The organism is Flavobacterium sp. NKUCC04_CG (genome assembly GCF_019345525.1).
Lineage (GTDB): Bacteria > Bacteroidota > Bacteroidia > Flavobacteriales > Flavobacteriaceae > Flavobacterium.
This window is the reverse complement of the sequence record NZ_JAHKRA010000002.1, coordinates 120,391-143,362: the sequence shown is the minus strand read 5'-3', so window position 1 is coordinate 143,362 and position 22,972 is coordinate 120,391. Positions and strand designations below refer to the sequence as shown.

The window sequence follows — 22,972 nt, the reverse complement described above, 5'->3', positions numbered from 1 at the left end:
GCGCTAAAAAATGATTATTTGGATTGATTAAGTGTTTTAATTTTTTTTGATAGGGTTGTGTCAAACAAATTGACAAAGGCATTATTAATAGTGCCATCTGCATTTAATAAGATACAACGGTGCACTTTGGTGATGATCCATTTGTCTTTTATTTCCTGAAAGTTTAAGGCTCGAAGTTCCTTAATTTGCGGAAAATGGTATTGGTTCATGATGCGAAGCCATTCTTCTTGACTGGTGTCTAGATTAATCGAAAAGATTTCTATTTCAGGGTTTGCTGCAAGTAGTTCCGCTGCTTTTTTATGGGCTGCTTCAAAATGACCTAAAGAATTTTTTGTCCAAACAAATATTAAACTTGGTTTTTTAATGATTTTGTTGATAGAAACCGATTCTCCCGTGGTATTAATCAATCCAATTTCCGGTAAACGTTTTTCTTTTTTGAGGTTGCGGATAGCCGTTTGTATTTGGATGATTTCGTTGTGTTGGCTTTTGTCCGTTGATAATTCAAAATACCGAGCTAAAAACTTTTCGTCCTGATTGATGTTTTGGTCATCGAGTAAATACAAAAAGGCGATATTGTTTAAAACCGCATTTTTGATTTTTTGATTTTTTATCAAGGTGTCCACCACATTGAGCTTGGCTAAGTTTTTATCCAAACTGTTTGTTCTAACAAATTCAATTTCGTTTTCATCGACTACCGAATTCAGCATAACGGAAAGGTAGCGTGTAAAAGAAGAGAAATCACTTAATTTTTCGTTGTTAAAGTCGACTTTACTTCTAAAGTGGTAGTAATCTGGAGGAAGTTGTTTTCTGACATCTTTCTTTTCGCGAATTAAATGTGCCATAGGATAAATCTCTTTCTTGGAAAAGTAATGTAAGTCCAACATGGTTTTGGCATATAAGTCAAAATCCTTATCCCAACCTATTTCTGTCTTTTTACGCAGATAATAGGCTATTCGGGCTGCATGTGCTGAATCGTTTTTTCGAACGAAGTCTTTGACATCGTCATCGAATTGGGAATACATACGTTGTCTATCGAGTAGATTTTTAGTATTTAAATCCATCAAGAAATTATTCTTTTGGTCCCCACGACCAGAATAGATAATGGAATGGTCAAAATCGCGTGTATTGAGACGCAGGTTTAAGCTGTCGTTTTTGTCAAAATAAACATATTGATACTCTGGATTGTGTTTGTAGATATACATTCCCGGTGCTAAAGAATCAAATTTTTTAAAAAAACGGTTGTTTTTGTCTAGATATAAAGTGTCTAGAACTACATTGTCTTTGCAAAATAATACATAGTTTTCTTGAGGGCTAATGATTTCTCCTTGAAAATAGGCACTATAGTCTTTTTCATCAAAACTTTGTTTGCAAGAGCAAAATAGAGTTAGCAAAGAAAGTGATGTTAAAATAAAGGATGTATTTTTTATACAAGAACTCATTAACGGTTTGTTTAATCTGTTGGTTTTAAGCAAAAATAAACTTTACAGCTCAGCTCTGGTGTTAACGCGTAGTTAAATGTCAAAGTACAGTAGTGTTTTTAAGGATGCTGTTATCTAGTATATTTTTAGTAAATTTGCAAACAATAAAAAAAATCTAATTAATAGACATGTTAACAGTTTCAAATCTTTCAGTACAATTCGGTAAGCGAATTTTATTTGACGACGTAAATGCAACCTTTACCCAAGGCAATTGCTACGGGATTATTGGTGCCAATGGGGCGGGTAAGTCTACATTCTTAAAAATTATTGCAGGTGAATTTGATCCTACTTCAGGTAGAGTGATTCTGGAACCTGGAAAAAGAATGTCGGTACTGAATCAGAACCACAATATGTTTGATGAACACACTGTTCTTGAAACTGTAATGATGGGTAATAAAACCCTTTATGCTGTTAAAAAGGAAATGGATGAGTTGTATTTGGACTATTCAGACGAAAATGCTGATCGTATAGGAGAATTACAAGTGAGTTTTGAAGAGATGAACGGTTGGAATGCCGAATCGAATGCAGCAACTTTATTATCCAACTTAGGTATATCAGAGTCTTTTCATTATTCCTTAATGGGAGAAATGGATGGAAAATTAAAAGTAAGGGTTTTATTGGCTCAGGCTTTATTTGGAAATCCGGATGTATTGATTATGGATGAGCCTACCAACGACTTGGATTTTGAAACCATTGCTTGGTTAGAGAATTTCTTAGCCAATTATGACAATACCGTTTTAGTAGTATCGCATGACCGTCACTTTTTAGATGCGGTTTGTACCCATATATCCGATATTGATTTTGGTAAAATCAACCATTATTCAGGAACCTATACCTTCTGGTACGAGTCCAGTCAGTTAGCTGCTAGACAACGTGCACAGCAAAACAAAAAAGCGGAAGAGAAAAAGGCGGAGTTGGAAGAATTTATTCGTCGTTTTAGTGCGAACGTAGCCAAGTCTAAACAGGCTACTTCTCGTAAAAAAATGATCGATAAATTAAAATTGGACGATATCAAACCTTCAAGTAGAAGATATCCTGCCATTATTTTTGATCAGGAACGTGAAGCTGGAGACCAAATATTAAACATTGAAGGTTTAGGAGCATCTCTTGATGGAGAAGTACTTTTCAAAGATGTTGATTTTAATGTAGCCAAAGGGGATAAGGTGATTATCTTTTCAAAGGATTCTCGTGCGAGTACCGCTTTCTACGAAATTTTAAATGAAAAACGCAAAGCCGATGCCGGTAAATTTGATTGGGGAATCACAACCATTCAATCTTATTTGCCGTTGGATAATCACGATTACTTCGAAAACGATGATACCTTAGTAGATTGGTTGCGCCAATGGGCAAAAACTGAAGAAGAACGCGATGAAGTTTATGTGCGCGGGTTCTTAGGAAAGATGATTTTCTCTGGAGAAGAAGCTTTAAAAACCGGACGAGTATTGTCTGGAGGAGAAAAGGTTCGTTGTATGATTTCTAGAATGATGATGCTTAGGGCTAATGTATTGATGTTGGATGAACCTACGAATCACTTGGATTTGGAGTCGATTACAGCCTTTAATAACTCTTTAAAGAACTTTAAAGGAACCGTGTTGTTTACCACTCACGATCATGAATTTTCCCAAACCGTTGGTACTAGAATATTGGAGTTAACGCCCAACGGAGCTATCGATCGTTATATGACATTTGATGATTATTTAGATGATCCGAAAATACAGGAATTAAGAAAGAAAATGTACAATTTATAATAAACAAAAAAAGCGCCTCTTAATAGAAGCGCTTTTTTTTGCATTTAGGATAAGCTCTTATTTTTATTCAATACAAGGGATGTTATTTATAAAATAATTACTCGGATAATAGCTTTTATCTACAACCTTAGATTCAATTTTATCGAGGAGTTCGTATGTAGCGGTAGTGGTGGCATAACGTATACGCATGACAGTAGCAGTGGATTCCTTTAAACGTTCTAAATCTTCTTTTTGAATTAGAAAATAAGTGCTTAGGATGCGTATGTTAGCATTTTGTTCGGAATCAAAAGACAAGTTATTACAGTAATCGATATTGGCATGTCTAAAGTTTATGATATTTCCGTTTGATAATTGTACGCTGACCATTGATTTTTGGTCCACACAAGTCGTACTGATAAATTGTGTGTCTTTTTGTAAATATTGCAATTGCAAATAAGTCAAATCATCCGACTTAAGCAACGATATATATACCGATTCTAAAGATTGTGGATAAATTCTTTCAACGATTAAGTAGTCTTTTGTTTTCTTTAAATCCGTACTGTCGTTTTTGACAATATAGTCAATTTCGCAGTTCTTGGTTTGCGCTACAGTAAAAAGCGTTGACAACAGACCGAGAATCAGGATGACATATTTCATAGTAAATTTATTTTTTCGCAAATTAATATTATTTTTTCATTGTTACAGTCGGTAGTTAAGAAAACATATTGATTTCCACCGTCTTTTATTTTCCATTTTTTCCGCAATTCACTGACGCTTATAGGGAAATTTCTAATCGTTATGTTGACTTTTTGATTTTGTAAATACGTTTTCATCGTTTGTTTATTAAACGGATAATTCGCTACGATTTTAAAAACGCGACCGGGAAAGTCAATTAAGCTGGCAGACGTATATAATTGTGAGTGCAGTTGCAGCTTATCTAAGGCATATTGCTCTGCAATACGATTGAATTGCCCTGTTTTCATTAAAGCACTATTGGGTTCGTATAAAAACTCTTTGGGTGTGGAATAATTGCTGTAGGCCGATGATTCAGCATCAAGAGTAGATTTGAATACATCCGTTTCTGTGTTTTTTATATTGACCGCAACAACTTGGATACTTCCTGTATATCCTTTTTCTAGTAGCCATAACAGTTCTTTGACCTCATTGTCTAAGGCTACAACATGAATCTCTTTTACGTGTTTTAATTCATTTAAACCAGCTGCTAAATCCAAAAGGGGCGCTGTTTTAATAAAGACTTTGGTACTGTATTCAAAATAGGTGTCTAACAATTCAGGCACATTGGGTTCACAATCTTTTAAAAAGAATACCTTTTCCTTGGCCTGATTTCTACGAGCTGGATCAATGTAAATACAATCCCACTGTTGATTTAAATCCTGAAGTATCTGCAATCCGTCACCGGAAATACAGTTGATATTGGTCGCTTTGAGCGCTTGGTAATTGTGTTGAACGAGTTCAGATAATGTTGGCTGCCATTCGCAATGAGTAACGGTTTTAAAGTGCTTTGAGAAATAAAAGGCATCAATACCTAAGCCGCCTGTTAAATCAATGAGGCTGTCTCCCGATAAAAGGGAAGCTTTATAGGCGGCACATTTCTCAGAAGAAGTTTGTTCGATGGATAAACTTAGAGGATATAAAATCCCCGAAGTTTGAAACCAAGTAGGTAACTTCTCTTGAGCTTTGCGCTTAGATTGTATTTGTGTTAAAATCTCATTCCAAGGAATCTGGGGAAAGGGATTTTTTTGAAAGGCCAATTGGGCCGTTTCTATTTTTAAGGACTGATTTATAAATTCCTGTACATCGGAATGCAAGAGTTCGGTTTTCAATTAAATATCTTTAGTTAATAGCTGAACGAATTTAATATGTGGAAAAAATTCTTTTCCAATTACTTTTAAACAAGTGTACATTGGAATAGCAAGTATCATTCCAAAAACCCCTGTAAGCATACCGCTTGCAAGTATAACAATAAAAATTTCTAACGGATGCGACTTGATGCTATTGGAAAAAATAATCGGTTGATTGATGTTGTTATCGATAAATTGTACTACAAAAAAACCAATCATAACTGCTAGGGCTTTTGGTAAAACAACGCTGTTGAAGTCTTCGCTAATATAGCTTAACATGGTTAAAATAACCCCTAATACATTGGCGATTAAAGGGCCTATATAGGGAATGATGTTTAAAATGGCACATAAAAATGCAATCATTAGAGCTCCTTTTACCCCAAAAATCAACAATACGATCAGGGTCAAAATAAAAACAATAAAGAGTTGCAACAATAGGCCGACGAAATATCGTGAAAGCAAATGATTTATTTTTTCTAAAGAGGTTAAGATCTTTTCTTCTTGTTTTTCCGGTAGTATTTTTTTGAAGTGATACTGAAAAATAGCTTGATCTTTTAGTAAGAAAAACGTTATAAAAAAAGTAGAAGCAATACCTATTCCCAAACCGCTGATGGTGCTGATAATCGAATTAAAAATGTTGGGAATAAAATCGAAGTTTAGTTTAGAACTCAAATCCGAAAGATTTAACAGCTTTTCTAAACTTAAATCTCTTACAGCCAAAAAACCATCTATCTGCTGTAATAGGTGCGTGATATCTTCTTGTAATCGAGCGGTGTTTAAAACCGATAGGTTTTGAGCTTGGGTTGTAAATAATGGAACAAACATAAAGACAAAGCCCAACATCATTAAGATAAACAGTACCATGGTCACCACCACAGCGATAATTTTTTTAAAGTGCAGTTTTTTGACGAAAAAACGAATGATTGGTGAACCGACTAATGCTAAAATAAGGGCACAAACAAAATAGATAAATATCGATTTGATTTGGAATAACAAGTATGCTGCCGCTGCAATGGCAATTAAGGTGATAACAGCTTTAACAATACCGCGCGAAATCTCTTTTGCTGTGGACATAGACTTTTTATTCAAATGTAAGAAAACTCTAGGGTTTTTTAAAGCCTTCTATTTTATTATAAAAATTATTGCTAATTATATTTTTTAAATATAATAGCGAGTTTGTAGCTCAGCTACGGGTAAAAAACAATCCGATGCCAAAATTATACAACAGCGACGGCCCAGTATCAGTAGTGTGTTAAATTTTTTGAAGATAGCGTTTTAGATATAAAGACTGTTTTGCAATGCTTAAGTATTAAAATTCGTTGGTAAACACAAAACTATGACAAGCGACTAGTGCCGCTGTTTCCGTTCTTAATCGGGTATTGCCCAAAGATACTGCTTGATAGTTGTTTTTTAAAGCCGTTTCAATTTCGGATTTAGAAAAATCGCCTTCTGGACCGATTAATAGGGTATATTTTTCATTTTTAGTAATTACATTTTTTAAGAGCGTCTTTTTACTGTCTTCACAATGGGCTATATATAACGAACCTTCGCGCTCTTTTTTTAAAAAATCTTTTAAAGAAATGGGTTCGTTTAAAAGGGGTAAATGAAATTGTAAAGATTGTTTCATAGCCGATTGAATAATCTTCTCAAAACGTTCTGTTTTAATGATTTTACGCTCGGAATGATCACAGATGATAGGAGTGATTTCTTGAATTCCCATTTCTGTTGCCTTTTCTAAAAACCATTCAAAACGTTCGTTCATTTTTGTGGGTGCCACTGCCAAGTGAATATGGTGGTTTGGCTTGGGGTGTTCTGTGACAGATAAAACTTTTGTCAGGCATTTTTTTTCAGACTCTAAGGTAATTTGCAATTCAAATAAAAAACCTAATCCATTGGTAACGTGAAGTATGTCGCCTGTTTTTTTACGTAAAACTTTAATGATGTGTTTGCTTTCTTCTTTGTCGAAAAAGAAATCATTTTGTTCGGCTTGTATATCGGGAGCGTAAAATAATTGCATATTTGTCTGTGTTTAAAATTCAATTCGCGCCTTAGATACTACAGAGGCATCGCTAAAATAGTGTTCCTTATAACGATAATATCCAACAATACCAATCATAGCAGCATTGTCGGTAGTGTATTCAAATTTGGGAACATAGGTTTTCCACTGGTATTTGTGTTCTGCGTCTTTTAAGGCTTTTCTGATTCCTGAATTTGCAGAAACGCCACCGCCAATAGCGATTTGACGAATTCCGGTTTCTTCTACGGCCAACTTTAGTTTGTCCATCAATATATTGATAATGGTTTCCTGAATTGAAGCACAAATATCGTTTTTATTTTCCTCGATAAAGTTGGGGTTTTCGGCTAGGTTTTTTTGGACAAAATACAATATCTGGGTTTTTAAACCGCTAAAACTAAAGTTAAGCCCCGGAACTTTCGGTTTGGTGAATCGAAAAGCTTTTGGATTACCCAATTGCGCATATTTATCAATCAACGGGCCTCCTGGATAAGGAAAACCTAAGGTTTTTGCGCTTTTGTCAAAAGCTTCACCTACGGCATCATCCGTGGTTTCTCCGATGATTTTTAAATCAAAAAAACCGTTGACTTGTACAATTTGAGTGTGTCCTCCAGAAATAGTTAGGGCCAAAAAGGGGAAAGTGGGTTTGTCAAATCCCTCTTCTTCTATAAAATGTGCTAAAATATGAGCATGCATATGGTTGACCGCTACTAAAGGAATGTTTAACGCCATCGACAACGACTTGGCAAAAGAACTCCCCACTAATAAAGATCCCATTAAACCAGGACCTTGTGTAAAAGCTATAGCTGTAAGTTGTTCTTTCGTAATTTGCGCTTTTTTTAGCGCAATATCTACAACTGGTACTATATTTTGTTGATGCGCTCGTGAAGCCAATTCGGGAACTACGCCGCCGTATTCTTCGTGTATTTGTTGTTGTGCAACTACGTTGGAAAGCACAGTGGCGTCTCTCATTACAGCAGCTGCAGTGTCGTCACACGAACTTTCTATGGCGAGAATATATATGGGATTTTCAGACATTTTAATATCAAAATTTGTAAGTTAATAAAAACAGAATAAGTTACTTTTATCCAAGAAATTATTACATTTGTTAACTTTAGTATATCTAGTACAGTTAGTTTTTAAAAAGCAAATTTAAAACAATAAACAACATCAAAAAATTTTATAAAACACTATTTCGCGTAGTCTTGGGATTAATTTTCCTGTTGTTATTTCTTGGAATAGCATTGACCCTGCCTTTTGTTCAAACGAAGTTAGCTCGAGTAGTTACCAATAAGTTGAACGAGAGTATGGGTACGGAAATCTATGTGGATAAAGTAGCTATAACCATTTTTGGTGGTGTCACCCTTCAAGGTGTTAATGTGTTGGATAATCACGATAAGACCTTTATCAATATCAACCATTTTAATACCAATATACTAGACTTAAATCTCCTGCTGAAAGGAAAGTTGTATTTTGGTAAGGCTTCGATGGACGGTTTGTATTTTAATATACACACGTATAAAGGGGAGACTAAGACCAATTTCGATTTGTTTATCGAAGCCTTTGACGACGGTCAGCCAGGTGATGGTAGTTTTCGTTTAAGCGCTCAAGAATTAAAAATTCGAAACAGTCATTTCGTGATTTCTGATGATAATCATGAACATCCCGTATCCTTGGATCTTAAAGAATTGAATGCCAGTATTTCCAAATTTCTAATTAAAGGTCCCGAAATCTATGCGGACATTAAAAGTCTGCAATTGGTGGAAAGTCACGGCTTAAGCGTGCGAGACTTAAAGGCTGAGTTCGCCTATACTCAGTCCAATATTAGCTTAGAGAAATTGGTACTGCGTACCAAAGAATCCGTTTTAGCGGGTAATATCCAACTGGATTTTCAAGGTGACGATATGAAATATTTTGTGGATCGTGTAAAACTGGATGTACAGATTGACAAAGCTTCTATTGCAACTAACGATATTAATTTGTTTTATCCAGAGTTTGGTGCTGGTCAGAAATTTTTTCTAAAAACACAGTTGAAGGGCGTCATGAACGACTTTACTTTAACCGATTTAAAGTTGATAGACGACCATTATTCCGAAGTGATAGGTTATTTTAGATTTCAAAATATATTTGGTAATAGCGGTCCTTTTAGAATGGACACCCAATTGGATCGTTTGAGTTCCACTTATTACGACTTAAAAGAATTAATGCCTAATGTTTTAGGAAAATTACTTCCTGTTGAATTGACGCGATTGGGCAGTATCAATTTATCGGGTACTATAGGTTTAACCAAAAAGACCTTGGATACAGATATTGATCTGATTTCATCTGCCGGACGCGTAACAGCCAAAGTAGGGATGACCAATATCGATAAGATAGAAGATGCGACTTATGTCGGTAAGGTGGCCTTGGTTGAATTTAATTTAGGAGAGATTTTAGCCAATCCTTCATTTGGAAAAACCAATTTAGACATAGAATTGGACGGTAGGGGTTTCTCAGAAAAATATTTGAATACGAGTTTGGTTGGAAAAGTAACATCTTTTGCTTTTCAGGGATATAACTACCAGCATATTGAAGTGGATGGTACCATGAGAATGCCTTATTTTAAAGGTTATTTAAATAGTAATGATCCCAATTTAAAACTGGCTTTTGACGGTTTAATTGATTTGAGTTCAAAAGTTAAGAATTACGATTTTACCGCAAAAATTGACTATGCCGATTTGCATAAATTGCATTTTGTAAAGGATACTTTGGCTATTTTTAAGGGGGATCTTTCTTTTAAGGCAACAGGAAATACCTTAGATGATTTGGCTGGAGCATTTCACATTGAAAATGCCATGTACCAAAATAAGCGAGATCAGTATTTATTTGAAGATTTTACGGTCAACTCCAGTTTTAGTTCCGACGGAGTGCGAACCATATCTTTGAGTTCGCAAGATGCGATTGAAGGACAGATTTCGGGTAGATTTGAAATCGAACAAATGGGGAAAATTATTGAGAATGCCTTAGGTAGTTTATACACCAACTATTCGTCATTTAAGGTAAAACCCAATCAGTATTTTGATTTCGACTTCACTATAAACAGTCATTTGATAGAGATATTTTTACCGAAATTGACGGTTAAGGAAAACAGCAGAATTAGGGGGAATATCAATGCAGACGAGGGAGATTTTAAACTGAAGTTTTCGTCTTCAGGAGTAGCTATAGACAATGTCGCAGCAACGAATATTCAATTGAATGTCAATAATCAAAACCCGCTTTATAATGCGTTTGTTTCCATTGATAGTGTCAAGACCAAAGGTTATTCCATATCCGACTTTAATCTGATTAACGTTACTCAAAACGATACCTTGTTTTTCCGTACTGAATTTAAGGGAGGGAAACACGGGAAGGATTACTTTAATTTAAACTTATACCATACCATCAATCCAGAAAACCAATCGGTAGTTGGGTTTAAAAAATCGGAATTAAACTTTAAAGATTATTTGTGGTATTTGAATGAAAGCGATGATGAGGAGAATAAAATCGTTTTTAACAAAAAACTAACCGATTTCAAGGTCGATAAAATGTCGCTTACTCATGACGGCCAGTTGGTGGAACTTAGCGGTGTTTTACGCGATTCGACTTATAAGGATTTAAAACTATCTTTTAACGGGGTTGATTTAAACAAAATTACACCTGAGCTCAATAATATGGCCTTTGGTGGAAACATTAATGGTTCTGTGAATTTTGAACAGAAAGGTACTATTTTCCATCCTTCGTCTGATATTACTATAGATGGATTAATGATCAATAAGGTGGCGCTGGGCAATATGATTTTTATGATTGATGGAGATGAGAAACTTCAAAATTTCAAGGTTAATTCCAGTATTGTTAAGGATCACCAAGAAACGTTTTTCCTTAATGGCGATATCAATATAGTGGGGAAAAACAGCTTGTTAAATTTAAATGCAGGTTTTAATAAATTTGATATTAAAACCATTGGTCCCTTATTGAGTTCTATTGTTTCCGATGTTAGAGGAAACGCATCGGGTAGGATCAGTATTTTAGGTACACATCTCAAACCCGAAATCGACGGCCGTTTGTATTTAGACGAGGCGGGTATGAAATCAAAATTTACTGGAGTGGATTATAACTTTGAGCATAATTCCGCTCTTGATCTTACCCAAGAACAGTTTATTTTAAGGAATGTGAAGTTAATCGATTCCAAATACAAAACCTCGGGAATTTTAAAAGGAGCTATCAAGCACAAAAAATTTGACGAATGGAATCTCGACCTGCATTTATCGTCTGATAATTTGTTGGGACTAGACACGCCTTATGCCGAGGGAAGTGTGTATTATGGAACGGCATACATCAATGGAACAGCCTCTATTACGGGACCGGTAAATTTATTGTCCATCATGATTAAGGCGACCTCCAATAAGGGAACATCGATAAAGATTCCACTCAATGAAGCACAAGGGGTAGGAGATAATTCATTTATCCACTTTTTATCCCCTCAGGAAAAGGCAAATAGGCTTAAGGGATTGGATCAAGATGTACATAAGTACAGCGGTATAGAGTTGGATTTTGAATTTGTAGTGACGCCGGATGCGGAGATTGAAATAATTTTGGATCGAGAATCGGGACACGCGATGAAGGGACGGGGTGCTGGATTTATAACGATGGAAATCAATACCTTGGGTAAATTCAATATGTGGGGTGATTTCCAAGCCTATGAAGGAGAATATAACTTTAAATACGGAGGTATAATCGATAAGCGATTTGAAGTGAAAAAATTTGGAACCATTCGATGGGATGGTGATCCGATGAATGCGGCATTAGATTTACAAGCAATCTATCACACAGAAGCCAATCCAAGTGTTATTATTGATAATGCAATTTTAAATAGAAAAGTTCCGACAGAGGTTTCTATATTATTAAATGGAAGTTTAAGCAGTCCGGAAGTAGATTTTGAAATCAATTTCCCCAATGTGAGTTCTGTGGTGAAATCTGAAATCGATTATAAATTGAGTGATAAAGATACTCGAGAGAGACAGGCTATGGCTTTATTGGCTACCGGTAGCTTCTTTTCATCAGACAATGCGTCTTCATTGGCTTATGGTAGTTTATTTGAAAGAGCGAGTAGTATTTTTGATGATCTGTTTTCAGATTCAGACGACAAATTCAAGGTGGGATTGAACTATGCACAGGCGGATCGTAATCCTTATGCACAGAGCGAAGGGCGTGTTGGAGTAACTTTTTCAACCAAAGTCAACGAGCGAATTTCCGTTAACGGGAAACTAGGGGTGCCGGTTGGAGGAGCTGAAGAGTCGGTGATTGTTGGTGATGTGGAGGTGTTGTTGCGATTAAATGACGACGGTACTTTGAATGCACGGGTATTTAATCGCGAAAATGATATTAATTATATAGGTGAAGGGATTGGATATACGCAAGGTGTTGGATTGTCTTATGAAGTGGATTTCGATACCTTTAGAGCTCTTATACGCAGGATTTTAAATAGGGCAGCTGAGACGGAAGAAATAAAGAAAAAAGACGGGAAAAATGCAGGTGATGAATTACCGGATTCCGATTATAGCTCTGAGTTTATTCGTTTTTATGAAAACCGTCGTCAGAGCACTCCGAGTGCAGAACCGCAAGACATTGATTCTGAATAATAGCCATTAAATTTTAAAAAATCCAGTATGAACTACTGGATTTTTTTATGGTTTTTAGATTTATATTGATTAAATTTACTTAAAACTCACAGCATGGAAAAGGAGATTAAAAAAATAGCTGTATTGACTTCTGGAGGCGATGCTCCGGGGATGAATGCAGCGATTCGAGCAGTTGTTCGTACTTGTGCTTTTTATGATATAGCCTGTGTTGGTGTATATAGGGGATTTCAAGGAATGGTAGAAGGTGATTTTAAATCTTTGGGGCCTCGTGATGTTAATTATATCATCAACAAAGGGGGAACCATATTAAAATCGGCTCGTTCAGAAGGATTTAGAACGGAAGAAGGAAGAAAAGAAGCGTATAGGCATTTAACGGAACACGGGATTAACGCCTTAATTATTATTGGTGGTGACGGTAGTTTTACTGGAGGACTTCAATTTAATAAGGAGTTTGGTTTTCCTGTAATTGGCATACCGGGTACTATAGACAATGATATTTACGGTACCAGTCATACTATTGGTTTTGACACGGCTTTAAATACCGTGGTCGAAGCAGTAGATAAGATTAGAGATACGGCAAGTTCGCATAAGCGGTTGTTTTTTATTGAAGTCATGGGACGTGATGCTGGGCACATAGCACTTAATGCCGGTATTGGTTCTGGCGCAGAGGAAATCATTATTCCGGAAGAGAATATGGGTATGGACCGGCTGTTAGAATCCTTAAAAAAGAGTAAGGCATCGGGTAAATCGTCTAGTATTGTCATCGTAGCGGAAGGTGAAAAACTGGGTAAAAACGTTTTTGAACTCGGCGATTATGTAGAAAAAAACCTACCGGAATACGATGTTAGAGTATCGGTATTGGGGCATATGCAGCGAGGCGGAGCACCGTCGTGTTTTGATCGTGTTTTAGCTAGTAGATTAGGTGTAAAAGCAGTGGATTATATACTTGAAGGTAAATCGAATTATATGGTTGGTTTACTTAACGACCAAGTGGCATTGACACCTCTGAGTAAAGCGGTAAAAGGAGATACGGGTGTCGATCAAGAATTGCTACGGGTGTCTGATATTATATCGATTTAAACTTTAAATAAACAATAAAGAAAAACGTATGAAATTAAAAATAGGAATAAATGGTTTTGGCCGTATTGGTCGTTTGGTATTGAGAGAGTCTATACTGAGAAATGATGTAGAAGTAGTAGCTATAAACGATTTGATGGATGTAGAGCAATTGGCTTATCTGTTAAAATACGATTCGGTACACGGAAATTTTAAAGCCACTGTTGGTGTTGAAAACGGGCATTTGGTTGTCAATGGAAAGTCCATACGCGTAACGGCCGAAAAAGATCCAGCTCTATTGAAGTGGGATGAAGTTTTAGTGGATGTAGTAACCGATTGTACAGGGGTTTTTACCACCTTAGAGAAGGCTCAGGTGCATTTAGATGCTGGAGCTAAAAAAGTGGTTATTTCGTCTCCTTCTGCCGATGCTCCTATGTTTGTAATGGGGGTTAATGATCAATTGTTGACTGCAGCAGATACTATAATCTCTAATGCTTCCTGTACAACGAACTGTTTGGCTCCATTAGCTAAAATCCTCAACGATAATTTTGGTATAGAAGAAGGACTAATGACTACTATACATGCCGCAACAGCGTCTCAATTAACAGTAGACGGCCCTTCGAAAAAAGATTATCGTGCAGGACGTTCAGCCTTAAATAATATTATACCTGCCAGTACTGGTGCTGCTAAAGCGGTAGCTAAAGTTATTCCGGAATTAAAGGGAAAACTTACTGGATTGTCTATGCGGGTTCCCGTTGCCGATGTTTCTGTAGTGGATTTGACTGTAAAATTAAAAAAGGAAACCTCTTATACAGAGATTATGGCGGTATTTAAGAAAGCGTCAGAAACCACTTATAAAGGATTGGTAGGTTTTACAGAAGACGATGTAGTTTCTCAAGATTTTGTGTCCGATGAACGTATCTGTATCATTGATGCCAAAGCGGGAATTGCTTTAAACAGTACTTTCTATAAAATAATTGCATGGTATGACAACGAATATGGCTATGCTGCAAAATTAATTGATTTAGCAGTACGCGCACATAACGTAAAATAAACCATAAAGATGAAGATTATTGTAGATAGCGGGTCAACTAAAGCAGATTGGATTTTTTTTGATGATAACGGCAAATGGATGTTATCCGTTTCGAGTTTAGGACTTAATCCAGAGGTTTTGACAGTAGATGAATTTGCTAGCCGTGTCATGCTGTTGCCCGATGTTAAAAAATATAAGGAAGAAGTTAAGCAATTTTATTTTTATGGATCGGGTTGTGGGTCAACACGCGCCAAGCAAATTGTTTACGATTTCTTTGAAAATTATTTTGTCAACGCTACATATGTAGAGGTTAGAGAAGATACCTATGCGGCTGTATATGCAACAACAAGTATTGGGTCGCAAGCCATAGTATGTATTAATGGCACCGGTTCTAATTGCAGTTATTTTGATGGTAGTCAAGTGCATCAAGCCGTTGAATCTTTGGGATATTTGGCAATGGACGACTGTAGTGGTAGTGCCTTTGGGCGACTGATGATTCGCGGATATTACTTAAAGATGATGCCGGAAGATTTGCGTAAAGCCATAGCGCTTAAATACGATTTACATCCAGATGTTGTCAAGGATCATTTTTATAAAAAGGAAAACCCCAACGCCTATTTAGCTTCGTTTCTACCTTTTTTAATACAACATAAAGACCATCCTTATTTTCAGGCAATGATCGTGGATCAAATTCAATTTTTTGTCGATTATTATATCAAGCAGTTTACAGAAGCTGCTAGGGTTCCTATACATTTTATAGGTTCCATAGGCTATTTTCTACAAGAGGAATTTTCAATGGTATTAAAACAAAATAATTTGGAACTGGGTAAAATCTATCAAAAACCTATGGATGGCCTAATTGAGTTTCACCAACAAAAGATTTAAAAATGGAAATAGCAATAATAGCTCACGACGGTAAAAAGCCGCAAATGATTGAATTCGTAATGCGTAACAAGGCTTTTTTAAGCTCTGATTCTTTGAGTTTGATAGCAACGGGTACTACCGGCACTTTAATGGAACAGGAGGGGTTTAAAGTATTGAAGATGCTTTCGGGACCTTTGGGAGGAGATGCTCAAATTGCAGCTAGAGTCGCAGAGGGGAAAACTAAAATGGTGCTTTTCTTTAAAGACCCCTTGGGAAAACACCCTCATGAGCCGGATATCAACATGCTCTTGAGGGTGACAGATGTTCACAATATACCTTTGGCAACAAATCTAGCTACCGCTCAGTTATTGTTGGATGCTATTTCGAGCAAATCATAGAGATTTCTATGTTTACGTTACGAGGTAATTTTTCTACTTGAACACACTCTCTTGCTGGAGCGGTTGCCGTGTTGAAATACGAACCATAAACTTCGTTGATTCGAGAAAAGTCGTCCATATTACGGATAAATATAGTTGCTTTAACAGCATTTTCGAAAGTCATTTTAGCCTCGGTTAAAATGGCTTTTAAGTTTTCCATCACTTGCTTAGTTTCTGCCTCTATACTTGATGAAATAAGCTCTTGAGTAGCTTGGTTAAATGGGATTTGCCCTGAAATAAAGAGAAAATCACCTATGCTCACAGCATGATTATAAGGGCCTATAGGCGATGGTGCGTTTTCGGAATTAATTATCTTTTTCATAATGCTATTTTTTATACAGTTGTTTTTAAAGCTTTAAATTATAGTTCGTCCAAAAAAAGGAATAGCTAAAATCAATTGCGCTTAGTGATTTTTTTAGTTTCTATATCGTTTGTCCGGTACGCTTTTCTTCTCCCATTTCAAGTCGCTTAACATAGACGATTTGATACCGATAAAAAAGCCCCAACTCGTATAGTCGCCAAGAGGTACCCAGCTAAAATTCATTCTCCAGCTCATCAAATCCCTTTCGAAACGCAATTGAGTAAAAGTTACCCCTTGTTGTACAAAGTCGTAACCCGTCGAAAAACCAAATTTCCATCTTGGTGTGATTTCAATATTACCGGACACCATCACAGAGTTGTTGGTGATTTCACTTTCTCTTCTAGAATTTCCATAAGTTAGGGAGTAAGCAAAAACCAAATCCCAAGGCAATTTGGTGTTGTAAAAGCCTGTAAAAGGACGGTCGGCAGCATCTTCATCTTCATCGAATAAGGTTTGACGATTATCGCCTAAATCGGTAGATCGCCCGAATAAATCATCGGCTCGGCCTCCGTTGAGTACGTTTTGTTTGTCGCTTTTTTCTTCATTTCCAAAAATGGCGTCTGTACTGGCAAATGACCAATTGACCGTCATGTTTGCACTGGTCATTCTGAATAAACTTCCGCCGTTATCGATATTGAACATATCTATTTTTCGACCGTTATTGTCTATGGCATATGGATCTAAAGTAGTACCAAAATTAATATTCATTTTGTCTTTAAACAAATTGGTACTGGCGCTAATTTGTAGTGGAGCCCACGCTAAAGAATCGGCAGAAATATTGTAAGATGTACTAAAGTTTAAGCTGTTTAAAAGCATTAATTTTTTAGGCTCTCCCGTTTCGCTTTCATCATCTTTTATTTTAGCTTCAAAGGAGTTTCCTAAACTTAAATTCATGATATTGGAAAAGCTTTTTCCAGGAGCACCGAAGATACCCTGTTGAAATCGCGTATATTCCGCCATGGTTGTACCTGTTGCATCAATGGCATAAGTGTCGTAATACTGCTCGAAACTCGGAGAATAGGTATAGCCAATCTTTGGAGTCACCAAGTGGCGTATGGCTTGTAATTTAGAGTCCTTGCTAAAATTAAAGGTACCGTAAATGGTCGTACCAATGGATGCATTTAGGTTATATGTACGAAAGCTATCAAAGCCATTCACCCTACGGTCTATTACTTTGTTTTCACCTAAATCATATTGTTTTTCAATGGTATTCATATACCAAACTTCATTATAACTGGCTCCTGTGCTAACACTAAGGTGTTTTAAAACTTTAAAGTTGGTAGAAATCGGGATACTGTGTTGAAAACCGGTGTTTAGATCGTTAAACATTTCACTTTTAAAGAATTTATCTTCTGTCGTATTGACCCGGTTTTCACCTCTTAAATTATATGATAAATTGATGTTTTTTATAAATCCTTTTTTAGCACTTCCCTCTTTTGCAAATGGATAAACACGGTCCACACTCAATTGTAAAGTTGGTAAAGACATATTGATGATCGACTCAACACCTGTTGTTTGAGAGTGGGTTGCACCAAGAGTCATATTGACCTGTGGTACACTTTCAAATGTTTTGGAATAGGTAATCGATGAATTCATCTGGTTATTAAGCCGAGAACCTATATTGTTGTTGTTAAGCGATTGTGTAAAATATTGACCACTACCCAAGTTGACCGAGGCAGAAAATCGCGAAGATGGATTTGATTTTTGATCCTGGGAATGCGACCATTGAATGTTGTATTGTGTCGATCGTTGGTAATCGGGTAATCCCAGTTCACTGAAAATTTGATTTTCATAGCGAATGTTTACACGTCCGTTGTATTTGTATCGTTGGGCATAGGAACTCTCCCCGCGTAAGGCATAACTACCGTTGGTGTAATAATCTCCCAATACATTTAAATCGACCTTGTCGCTAATAGCAAAATAATACCCCCCATTTTGAATGTAATACCCTTGTAAATTTGTGTCTCCAAAGGTTGGAATTATAAAGCCGGATTCAGCTTTTTTAGACATGGGGAAAAAGGCAAAAGGCAAACCAATTGGAGTCGGTACGTCTGCAATAACCATATTGGTTACTCCAGTTACTACTTTTTTATTCGGGACAAATTTGATTTTACGTGTTTTAAAATAGTATTCCGGATTTTCAATGTCTTTTGCCGTAGTAAAACGCACATTTTGCATAAAATAAACGGAATCATTTTCCTTTTTGGAAATTTCCGCCTTTATTCTAAACTCACTTTGCGAAGTTCGCGAATTCCATACCATAGCTTTGCGACTTTTGGTGTTGTAGCGAATGGAATCGGGTTCAATCACGTCTTCACCCTGTTTGAAAATCGGATTTTGACTGTAATTTCCGAGACTATCTTTTAAGCGACCGGCATAAATTTCGCCTTTTGCGAAATCATAAACAATCTTTCCTGCCTTTAATTCGAAGTCCAAGTAGTTTAATTCTGCTTCATTGTAAAGCGTGAGCTGCTTCTTCTTTTGGTCTAGTTTTTCGTAATCTTTGGCCTTTCTATAGACGATTCCCTCCAACATAGGTGCTTTTTTGGGTAGGGAGTCTTGTTTTTTTGAAACTATAGAGTCGGTTGGGATAGGTGCGGTGGTGGTGGTGTTAGTGGGTTGTTTATCAACCTTTAAGCTTTGTTTTTTTGGTTTTAAATCTTGCGAATAAACAGCCGTGTTTATCGCGCCGATAAAAAATGATAAGAAAACGATATGAATTATCTTTGTATGCAAGGCTATAAGTGCTATTTTTGTAAATTATGGACCGCTTTTTGAAGTGTCAAACTTACATATATTTTTTTTTAAAACTTAGAATTTTATTAAATTTAAACTCAATTATAAATTTATGTTTATGAATTTAAGCAAATCGAAATTTCTCTTAATCGGAATTTTTTTATTCACATCAATTTTTACTTACGCACAGTCCAATTCAAAGTTTAAAGTCGTACTCGATGCTGGTCACGGGGGCAAGGATTTTGGAACGAGTCATAACGGTAATGTCGAAAAACGCATCGTTTTGTCCGTAGTGTTAAAAGTAGGTGAGATTCTAGAGAGACAACCCGATATTGATGTTATTTATACTCGTAAGACCGATGTTTTTGTCGAAGTTAAAGAACGCTCGGTTATTGCTAATAAAGAAAATGGAAATGTGTTTATCTCAGTACACTGTAATGGTGTAAATAGTAGTGATGCTAGTGGTACGGAAACCTATGTTATGGGTCTAAGTAAAAACAAGTCCAATTTAGAAGTGGCTAAAAAGGAAAATGCTGCCATCACCTTGGAAGACGACTATAAAAACAAATATGCTGGCTTCGATCCCAATTCGCCTGAGTCTCTAATCGGATTAACGCTAATGCAAGAGGACTATGTAGGGCAGAGTATCGATTTGGCCAGTAAAGTTCAAGACGGTTTTACAAACGATTTGAAAAGAAAAAGCAGGGGAGTTAAGCAGGGTCCATTTTGGGTATTGCACGGGGCATTTATGCCGAGTATCCTTATTGAGTTAGGATTCGTTTCTCATAAAGACGAAGGAGAGTATTTAAACTCGGAACGTGGCCAAATGGAATTAGCTGAATCTATAGCTAAGGGTATTATCAATTATAAAAAAGATTTTTATTCCGCTTCTAAAGGAGCTGTTGTTTCCACAGTAAAGGATTCTAAGCAAGATAAAAAAGATACTATAAAGGAAATTGAACCTAAAGTAGCAGCTAAAAATGAAGCAGCCAAACCAGAAAAGCAGGAGAAACAAGAGAAAGAAGTAGTCACTGCAAAAGACGTGGTATTTAGAATTCAGATTTCTGCCAGTTCTAAAGTATTGGAATTAAAACCATCAAACTTTAATGGATTGTCGTCAATTACAATGTTGAAGGAGGGTAATTTAAATAAATATTATTATTCGGAGACTACCGACTATAAGACTGCACAAAAAGCGCTAGGAGAAGCTAAAAATAAAGGTTATACCTCTTCCTTTATAGTAGCTTTTAAAAAAGGTAAAAAAGTATCTGTACAAGAAGCCTTAAAATAAATAGAAGGCTTTTAGATAAAAAAGTTTATTTTTGCTCATTAAAATACACCATTTTGAAAATATCAAGAGAAATTAAGACAGCTATATTGGTTTTATCGGCCATTATCTTATTTATTTGGGGTTACAGTTTTTTAAAAGGTAAAAGCCTTTTTGACAATAGTGTAAAATATTATGTTTTATATGAAAATGTTGAGGGGTTAACCACCTCTTCAAATGTCACTCTAAATGGACTCGTTGTCGGTAAAGTAAGTAAAATTACCATACAGGAGAATACAGGAAAATTAGTTGTTGAAATCTCAATGACCAACCCTTTTGATGTTTCCAAATCGAGTATAGCTTATATCTATTCCCCTGGTTTATTAGGTGGAAAACAAATTGCACTCGCACCCAATTTTGAAGATAAAGAGATAGCAAAGTCAGGCGATTACCTTAATGGAGAAATTCGCAAAGATTTTACCGATCAAATAGGGGAACAATTAGACCCAATTCAGAAAAAATTGCAAGCGGTATTGGATAATGCCGATAAGATGTTGGTATCGGTAAATGCTATTTTAGACGAAAAAGCACAACAGGATATTAAAAAAACTTTGGCAGATTTGAGCACTACCTTAGCCAATGTAAATGCGATTACTAAAAATTTAGATGGATTGGTCGTAAACAATACGGTCAAACTGAACACTACCATGACTAATTTGTCGCATGCAAGCGATAATTTCTCTAAAATATCCGATTCGGTTGCTGATTTGAATATTAGCGGAACTTTTGCTAAATTAGAGTCGGCGTCAAATAGTTTGGATATGGTTATGAGCGGTATTGAAAATGGGGAAGGTTCTGTCGGTAAATTGCTTAAAGATGAAAAGTTGTACAGCAATTTAAATCAAGCATCTAAAGAGCTGGAAGAATTACTTAGAGATTTAAAATTAAATCCAAAGCGCTATGTACATTTTTCGTTATTTGGTAAAAAGGCATCAACTTTTACTCCAACTGAAGCAGCGGCAGAAGAACCAGCTCAAACCACAACAACGATAAAGGCCAATTAAGTTCACACAACTCGATTCCTAACAAAAATAAACAAAATAAACAAAACGAATTAACCACTCAATTGATAATAAATTAACTACAGATATGCAGTACCTTAGTAATGTTTTATTTTTAATTTTATTAATAGTAGGATTTGCCTTTTTTATAAAAAACGTAAAAAAGCTTATTCGAAATATTAAGTTGGGACAGCAAGTCAATCGCACCGACCGTCCAGCCGACCGCTTGAAAAATATGGCGATGGTAGCTTTGGGGCAATCCAAAATGGTGAAGCGCCCTATAGCGGCTATTCTTCACATATTTGTATATGTAGGTTTTGTGGTTATTAACATTGAGATGATAGAAATTATTATCGACGGTTTGTTTGGAACCCATAGAGTTTTATCCTTTTTAGGAGGGTTTTACGATATATTAATTGGAACTTTTGAAATATTAGCCTTTTTGGTGATTTTTGCTGTAGTTGTATTTTGGATTCGTAGAAATGTAATCAAACTAAAGCGATTAAATCAAAAGGAATTGGATGGATTTCCTAAGAAAGATGCCAATACGATTATTTATTTCGAAACCGTATTGATGTGTTTTTTCTTACTTATGAATGCAGCAGATTTTTATTTGCAAAATTTGGGATATACGCACTATACTACAGTGGGATCCTTTCCTGTTTCTCAGTATATAGCACCTATCTTTAACGGTATGAATCCAGCTGCAGTTGCTCTAGTGGAACGTGCTGCTTGGTGGGGACACATTATCGGTGTGTTGGCTTTTATGAATTACTTGTACTTTTCAAAGCACTTACACATCATTCTTGCTTTTCCAAACACCTATTTTGCGAATCTAAACCCGTTGGGGGAATTTGATAATTTGGCATCCGTGACTCAGGAAGTGAAATTGATGATGGATCCCAATGCAGATCCTTTTGCGGCACCGGCTGAAAATGCAACGCCGGCTAAATTTGGTGCATCCGATGTTCAAGATTTAAACTGGGTTCAATTGTTGAATGCCTATTCTTGTACTGAATGTGGTCGTTGTACCTCTTCTTGTCCAGCCAATCAAACCGGTAAGAAACTTTCGCCTCGTAAAATCATGATGGACACCAGAGACCGTTTGGAAGAAGTGAGTAAAAATATAGATACAAACAAGGGCGTTTTTGTCGATGACGGAAAGAGTTTGTTAAACGATTATATCACTACAGAAGAATTGTGGGCTTGTACTTCTTGTAATGCCTGTGTTGAAGAATGTCCGATCAACATCAGTCCGTTATCTATAATCATGGATATGCGACGTTATTTGGTGATGGAGCAAAGTGCTGCACCAAAAGAATTAAATGCGATGATGACCAATATTGAAAATAATGGTGCGCCTTGGCAATACAACCAGATGGACCGTTTAAACTGGAAAGACGAAAACTAATAAAAAAT

At 36.2% G+C, this 22,972-nt stretch carries 17 protein-coding genes; 9 read left to right on the top strand and 8 right to left on the bottom strand.

Annotation, left to right across the window (positions count from 1 at the left end):
• Positions 1-14 precede the first annotated feature (14 nt).
• Positions 15-1,439, bottom strand: coding sequence for a hypothetical protein (locus KO524_RS02225; protein WP_219289130.1), 1,425 nt, complete (start codon positions 1,437-1,439; stop codon positions 15-17).
• Positions 1,440-1,606: 167 nt separating this feature from the next.
• Here KO524_RS02225 and KO524_RS02220 point away from each other — a divergent pair, with 167 nt between their 5' ends.
• A complete protein-coding gene (locus KO524_RS02220) occupies positions 1,607-3,226 on the top strand; it encodes an ABC-F family ATP-binding cassette domain-containing protein (RefSeq protein ID WP_219289127.1) in 1,620 nt (539 codons plus the stop codon).
• Between the two features lie 63 nt (positions 3,227-3,289).
• Here KO524_RS02220 and KO524_RS02215 read toward each other — a convergent pair whose 3' ends face one another.
• From KO524_RS02215 to tsaD, 5 genes are all read right to left on the bottom strand, one after another.
• Positions 3,290-3,862 (bottom strand): hypothetical protein, encoded by a 573-nt coding sequence (locus KO524_RS02215; protein ID WP_219289123.1) that lies wholly within the window; start codon positions 3,860-3,862, stop codon positions 3,290-3,292.
• Positions 3,859-5,049 (bottom strand): class I SAM-dependent methyltransferase, encoded by a 1,191-nt coding sequence (locus tag KO524_RS02210; protein ID WP_219289120.1) that lies wholly within the window; start codon positions 5,047-5,049, stop codon positions 3,859-3,861. The genes KO524_RS02215 and KO524_RS02210 overlap by 4 nt, the downstream gene beginning before the upstream one ends.
• The gene (locus tag KO524_RS02205; protein WP_219289119.1) at positions 5,050-6,141 is read right to left on the bottom strand and encodes an AI-2E family transporter; all 1,092 of its coding nucleotides are present in this window, start codon (positions 6,139-6,141) and stop codon (positions 5,050-5,052) included.
• A gap of 235 nt (positions 6,142-6,376) precedes the next feature.
• Entirely contained in the window at positions 6,377-7,084 is a 708-nt protein-coding gene (locus tag KO524_RS02200; protein ID WP_219289116.1) for a 16S rRNA (uracil(1498)-N(3))-methyltransferase, read from the bottom strand.
• A 12-nt stretch (positions 7,085-7,096) separates the two neighbouring features.
• Positions 7,097-8,119 carry a tRNA (adenosine(37)-N6)-threonylcarbamoyltransferase complex transferase subunit TsaD gene (tsaD, locus tag KO524_RS02195; protein ID WP_219289113.1) on the bottom strand — a complete coding sequence of 341 codons (1,023 nt, stop codon included), beginning with the start codon at positions 8,117-8,119 and terminating at the stop codon, positions 7,097-7,099.
• A 167-nt stretch (positions 8,120-8,286) separates the two neighbouring features.
• Here tsaD and KO524_RS02190 point away from each other — a divergent pair, with 167 nt between their 5' ends.
• From KO524_RS02190 to KO524_RS02170, 5 genes are all read left to right on the top strand, one after another.
• The gene (locus tag KO524_RS02190) at positions 8,287-12,738 is read left to right on the top strand and encodes a translocation/assembly module TamB domain-containing protein (RefSeq protein WP_255555102.1); all 4,452 of its coding nucleotides are present in this window, start codon (positions 8,287-8,289) and stop codon (positions 12,736-12,738) included.
• A 93-nt stretch (positions 12,739-12,831) separates the two neighbouring features.
• Positions 12,832-13,818 carry a 6-phosphofructokinase gene (gene pfkA, locus KO524_RS02185; RefSeq protein WP_219289095.1) on the top strand — a complete coding sequence of 329 codons (987 nt, stop codon included), beginning with the start codon at positions 12,832-12,834 and terminating at the stop codon, positions 13,816-13,818.
• A gap of 28 nt (positions 13,819-13,846) precedes the next feature.
• On the top strand, positions 13,847-14,848 hold the full coding sequence (gene gap, locus KO524_RS02180; RefSeq protein ID WP_219289091.1) for a type I glyceraldehyde-3-phosphate dehydrogenase: 1,002 nt from the start codon (positions 13,847-13,849) through the stop codon (positions 14,846-14,848).
• Positions 14,849-14,857: 9 nt separating this feature from the next.
• Positions 14,858-15,712, top strand: a complete 855-nt coding sequence (locus tag KO524_RS02175) for an N-acetylglucosamine kinase (protein WP_219289088.1) — start codon at positions 14,858-14,860, stop codon at positions 15,710-15,712.
• Between the two features lie 2 nt (positions 15,713-15,714).
• Positions 15,715-16,089 (top strand): methylglyoxal synthase, encoded by a 375-nt coding sequence (locus tag KO524_RS02170; RefSeq protein WP_219289085.1) that lies wholly within the window; start codon positions 15,715-15,717, stop codon positions 16,087-16,089.
• Here KO524_RS02170 and KO524_RS02165 read toward each other — a convergent pair.
• Both KO524_RS02165 and KO524_RS02160 read right to left on the bottom strand, forming a co-directional pair.
• Positions 16,070-16,450, bottom strand: a complete 381-nt coding sequence (locus KO524_RS02165; protein ID WP_219289082.1) for a Rid family detoxifying hydrolase — start codon at positions 16,448-16,450, stop codon at positions 16,070-16,072. The two genes, KO524_RS02170 and KO524_RS02165, sit on opposite strands and share 20 nt — an antisense overlap.
• A gap of 93 nt (positions 16,451-16,543) precedes the next feature.
• Entirely contained in the window at positions 16,544-19,225 is a 2,682-nt protein-coding gene (locus KO524_RS02160) for a putative LPS assembly protein LptD (RefSeq protein ID WP_255555101.1), read from the bottom strand.
• Positions 19,226-19,343: 118 nt separating this feature from the next.
• Between KO524_RS02160 and KO524_RS02155 the strand changes: the two genes are divergently transcribed.
• The 3 genes from KO524_RS02155 (at position 19,344) to KO524_RS02145 (ending at position 22,964) form a co-directional block, all read left to right on the top strand.
• Positions 19,344-20,516, top strand: a complete 1,173-nt coding sequence (locus KO524_RS02155; RefSeq protein WP_219289079.1) for an N-acetylmuramoyl-L-alanine amidase — start codon at positions 19,344-19,346, stop codon at positions 20,514-20,516.
• 53 nt (positions 20,517-20,569) lie between these two features.
• Complete coding sequence (locus KO524_RS02150; protein WP_219289075.1) at positions 20,570-21,556, top strand: MlaD family protein; 987 nt, start codon at positions 20,570-20,572, stop codon at positions 21,554-21,556.
• An 85-nt stretch (positions 21,557-21,641) separates the two neighbouring features.
• A complete protein-coding gene (locus KO524_RS02145; protein ID WP_219289072.1) occupies positions 21,642-22,964 on the top strand; it encodes a (Fe-S)-binding protein in 1,323 nt (440 codons plus the stop codon).
• The last annotated feature ends 8 nt before the right edge of the window (positions 22,965-22,972 follow it).

Bases quoted from the DNA above. Each gene is read 5' to 3' on its own strand.
- KO524_RS02170 (WP_219289085.1), top strand. From the start codon at position 15,715: ATGGAAATAGCAATAATAGCTCACGACGGTAAAAAGCCGCAAATGATT.
- KO524_RS02205 (WP_219289119.1), bottom strand. From the start codon at position 6,141: ATGTCCACAGCAAAAGAGATTTCGCGCGGTATTGTTAAAGCTGTTATC.
- KO524_RS02225 (WP_219289130.1), bottom strand. From the start codon at position 1,439: ATGAGTTCTTGTATAAAAAATACATCCTTTATTTTAACATCACTTTCT.
- KO524_RS02215 (WP_219289123.1), bottom strand. From the start codon at position 3,862: ATGAAATATGTCATCCTGATTCTCGGTCTGTTGTCAACGCTTTTTACT.
- KO524_RS02155 (WP_219289079.1), top strand. From the start codon at position 19,344: ATGAATTTAAGCAAATCGAAATTTCTCTTAATCGGAATTTTTTTATTC.
- KO524_RS02200 (WP_219289116.1), bottom strand. From the start codon at position 7,084: ATGCAATTATTTTACGCTCCCGATATACAAGCCGAACAAAATGATTTC.
- KO524_RS02220 (WP_219289127.1), top strand. From the start codon at position 1,607: ATGTTAACAGTTTCAAATCTTTCAGTACAATTCGGTAAGCGAATTTTA.
- gap (WP_219289091.1), top strand. From the start codon at position 13,847: ATGAAATTAAAAATAGGAATAAATGGTTTTGGCCGTATTGGTCGTTTG.
- KO524_RS02145 (WP_219289072.1), top strand. From the start codon at position 21,642: ATGCAGTACCTTAGTAATGTTTTATTTTTAATTTTATTAATAGTAGGA.
- KO524_RS02165 (WP_219289082.1), bottom strand. From the start codon at position 16,450: ATGAAAAAGATAATTAATTCCGAAAACGCACCATCGCCTATAGGCCCT.
- KO524_RS02175 (WP_219289088.1), top strand. From the start codon at position 14,858: ATGAAGATTATTGTAGATAGCGGGTCAACTAAAGCAGATTGGATTTTT.
- tsaD (WP_219289113.1), bottom strand. From the start codon at position 8,119: ATGTCTGAAAATCCCATATATATTCTCGCCATAGAAAGTTCGTGTGAC.
- pfkA (WP_219289095.1), top strand. From the start codon at position 12,832: ATGGAAAAGGAGATTAAAAAAATAGCTGTATTGACTTCTGGAGGCGAT.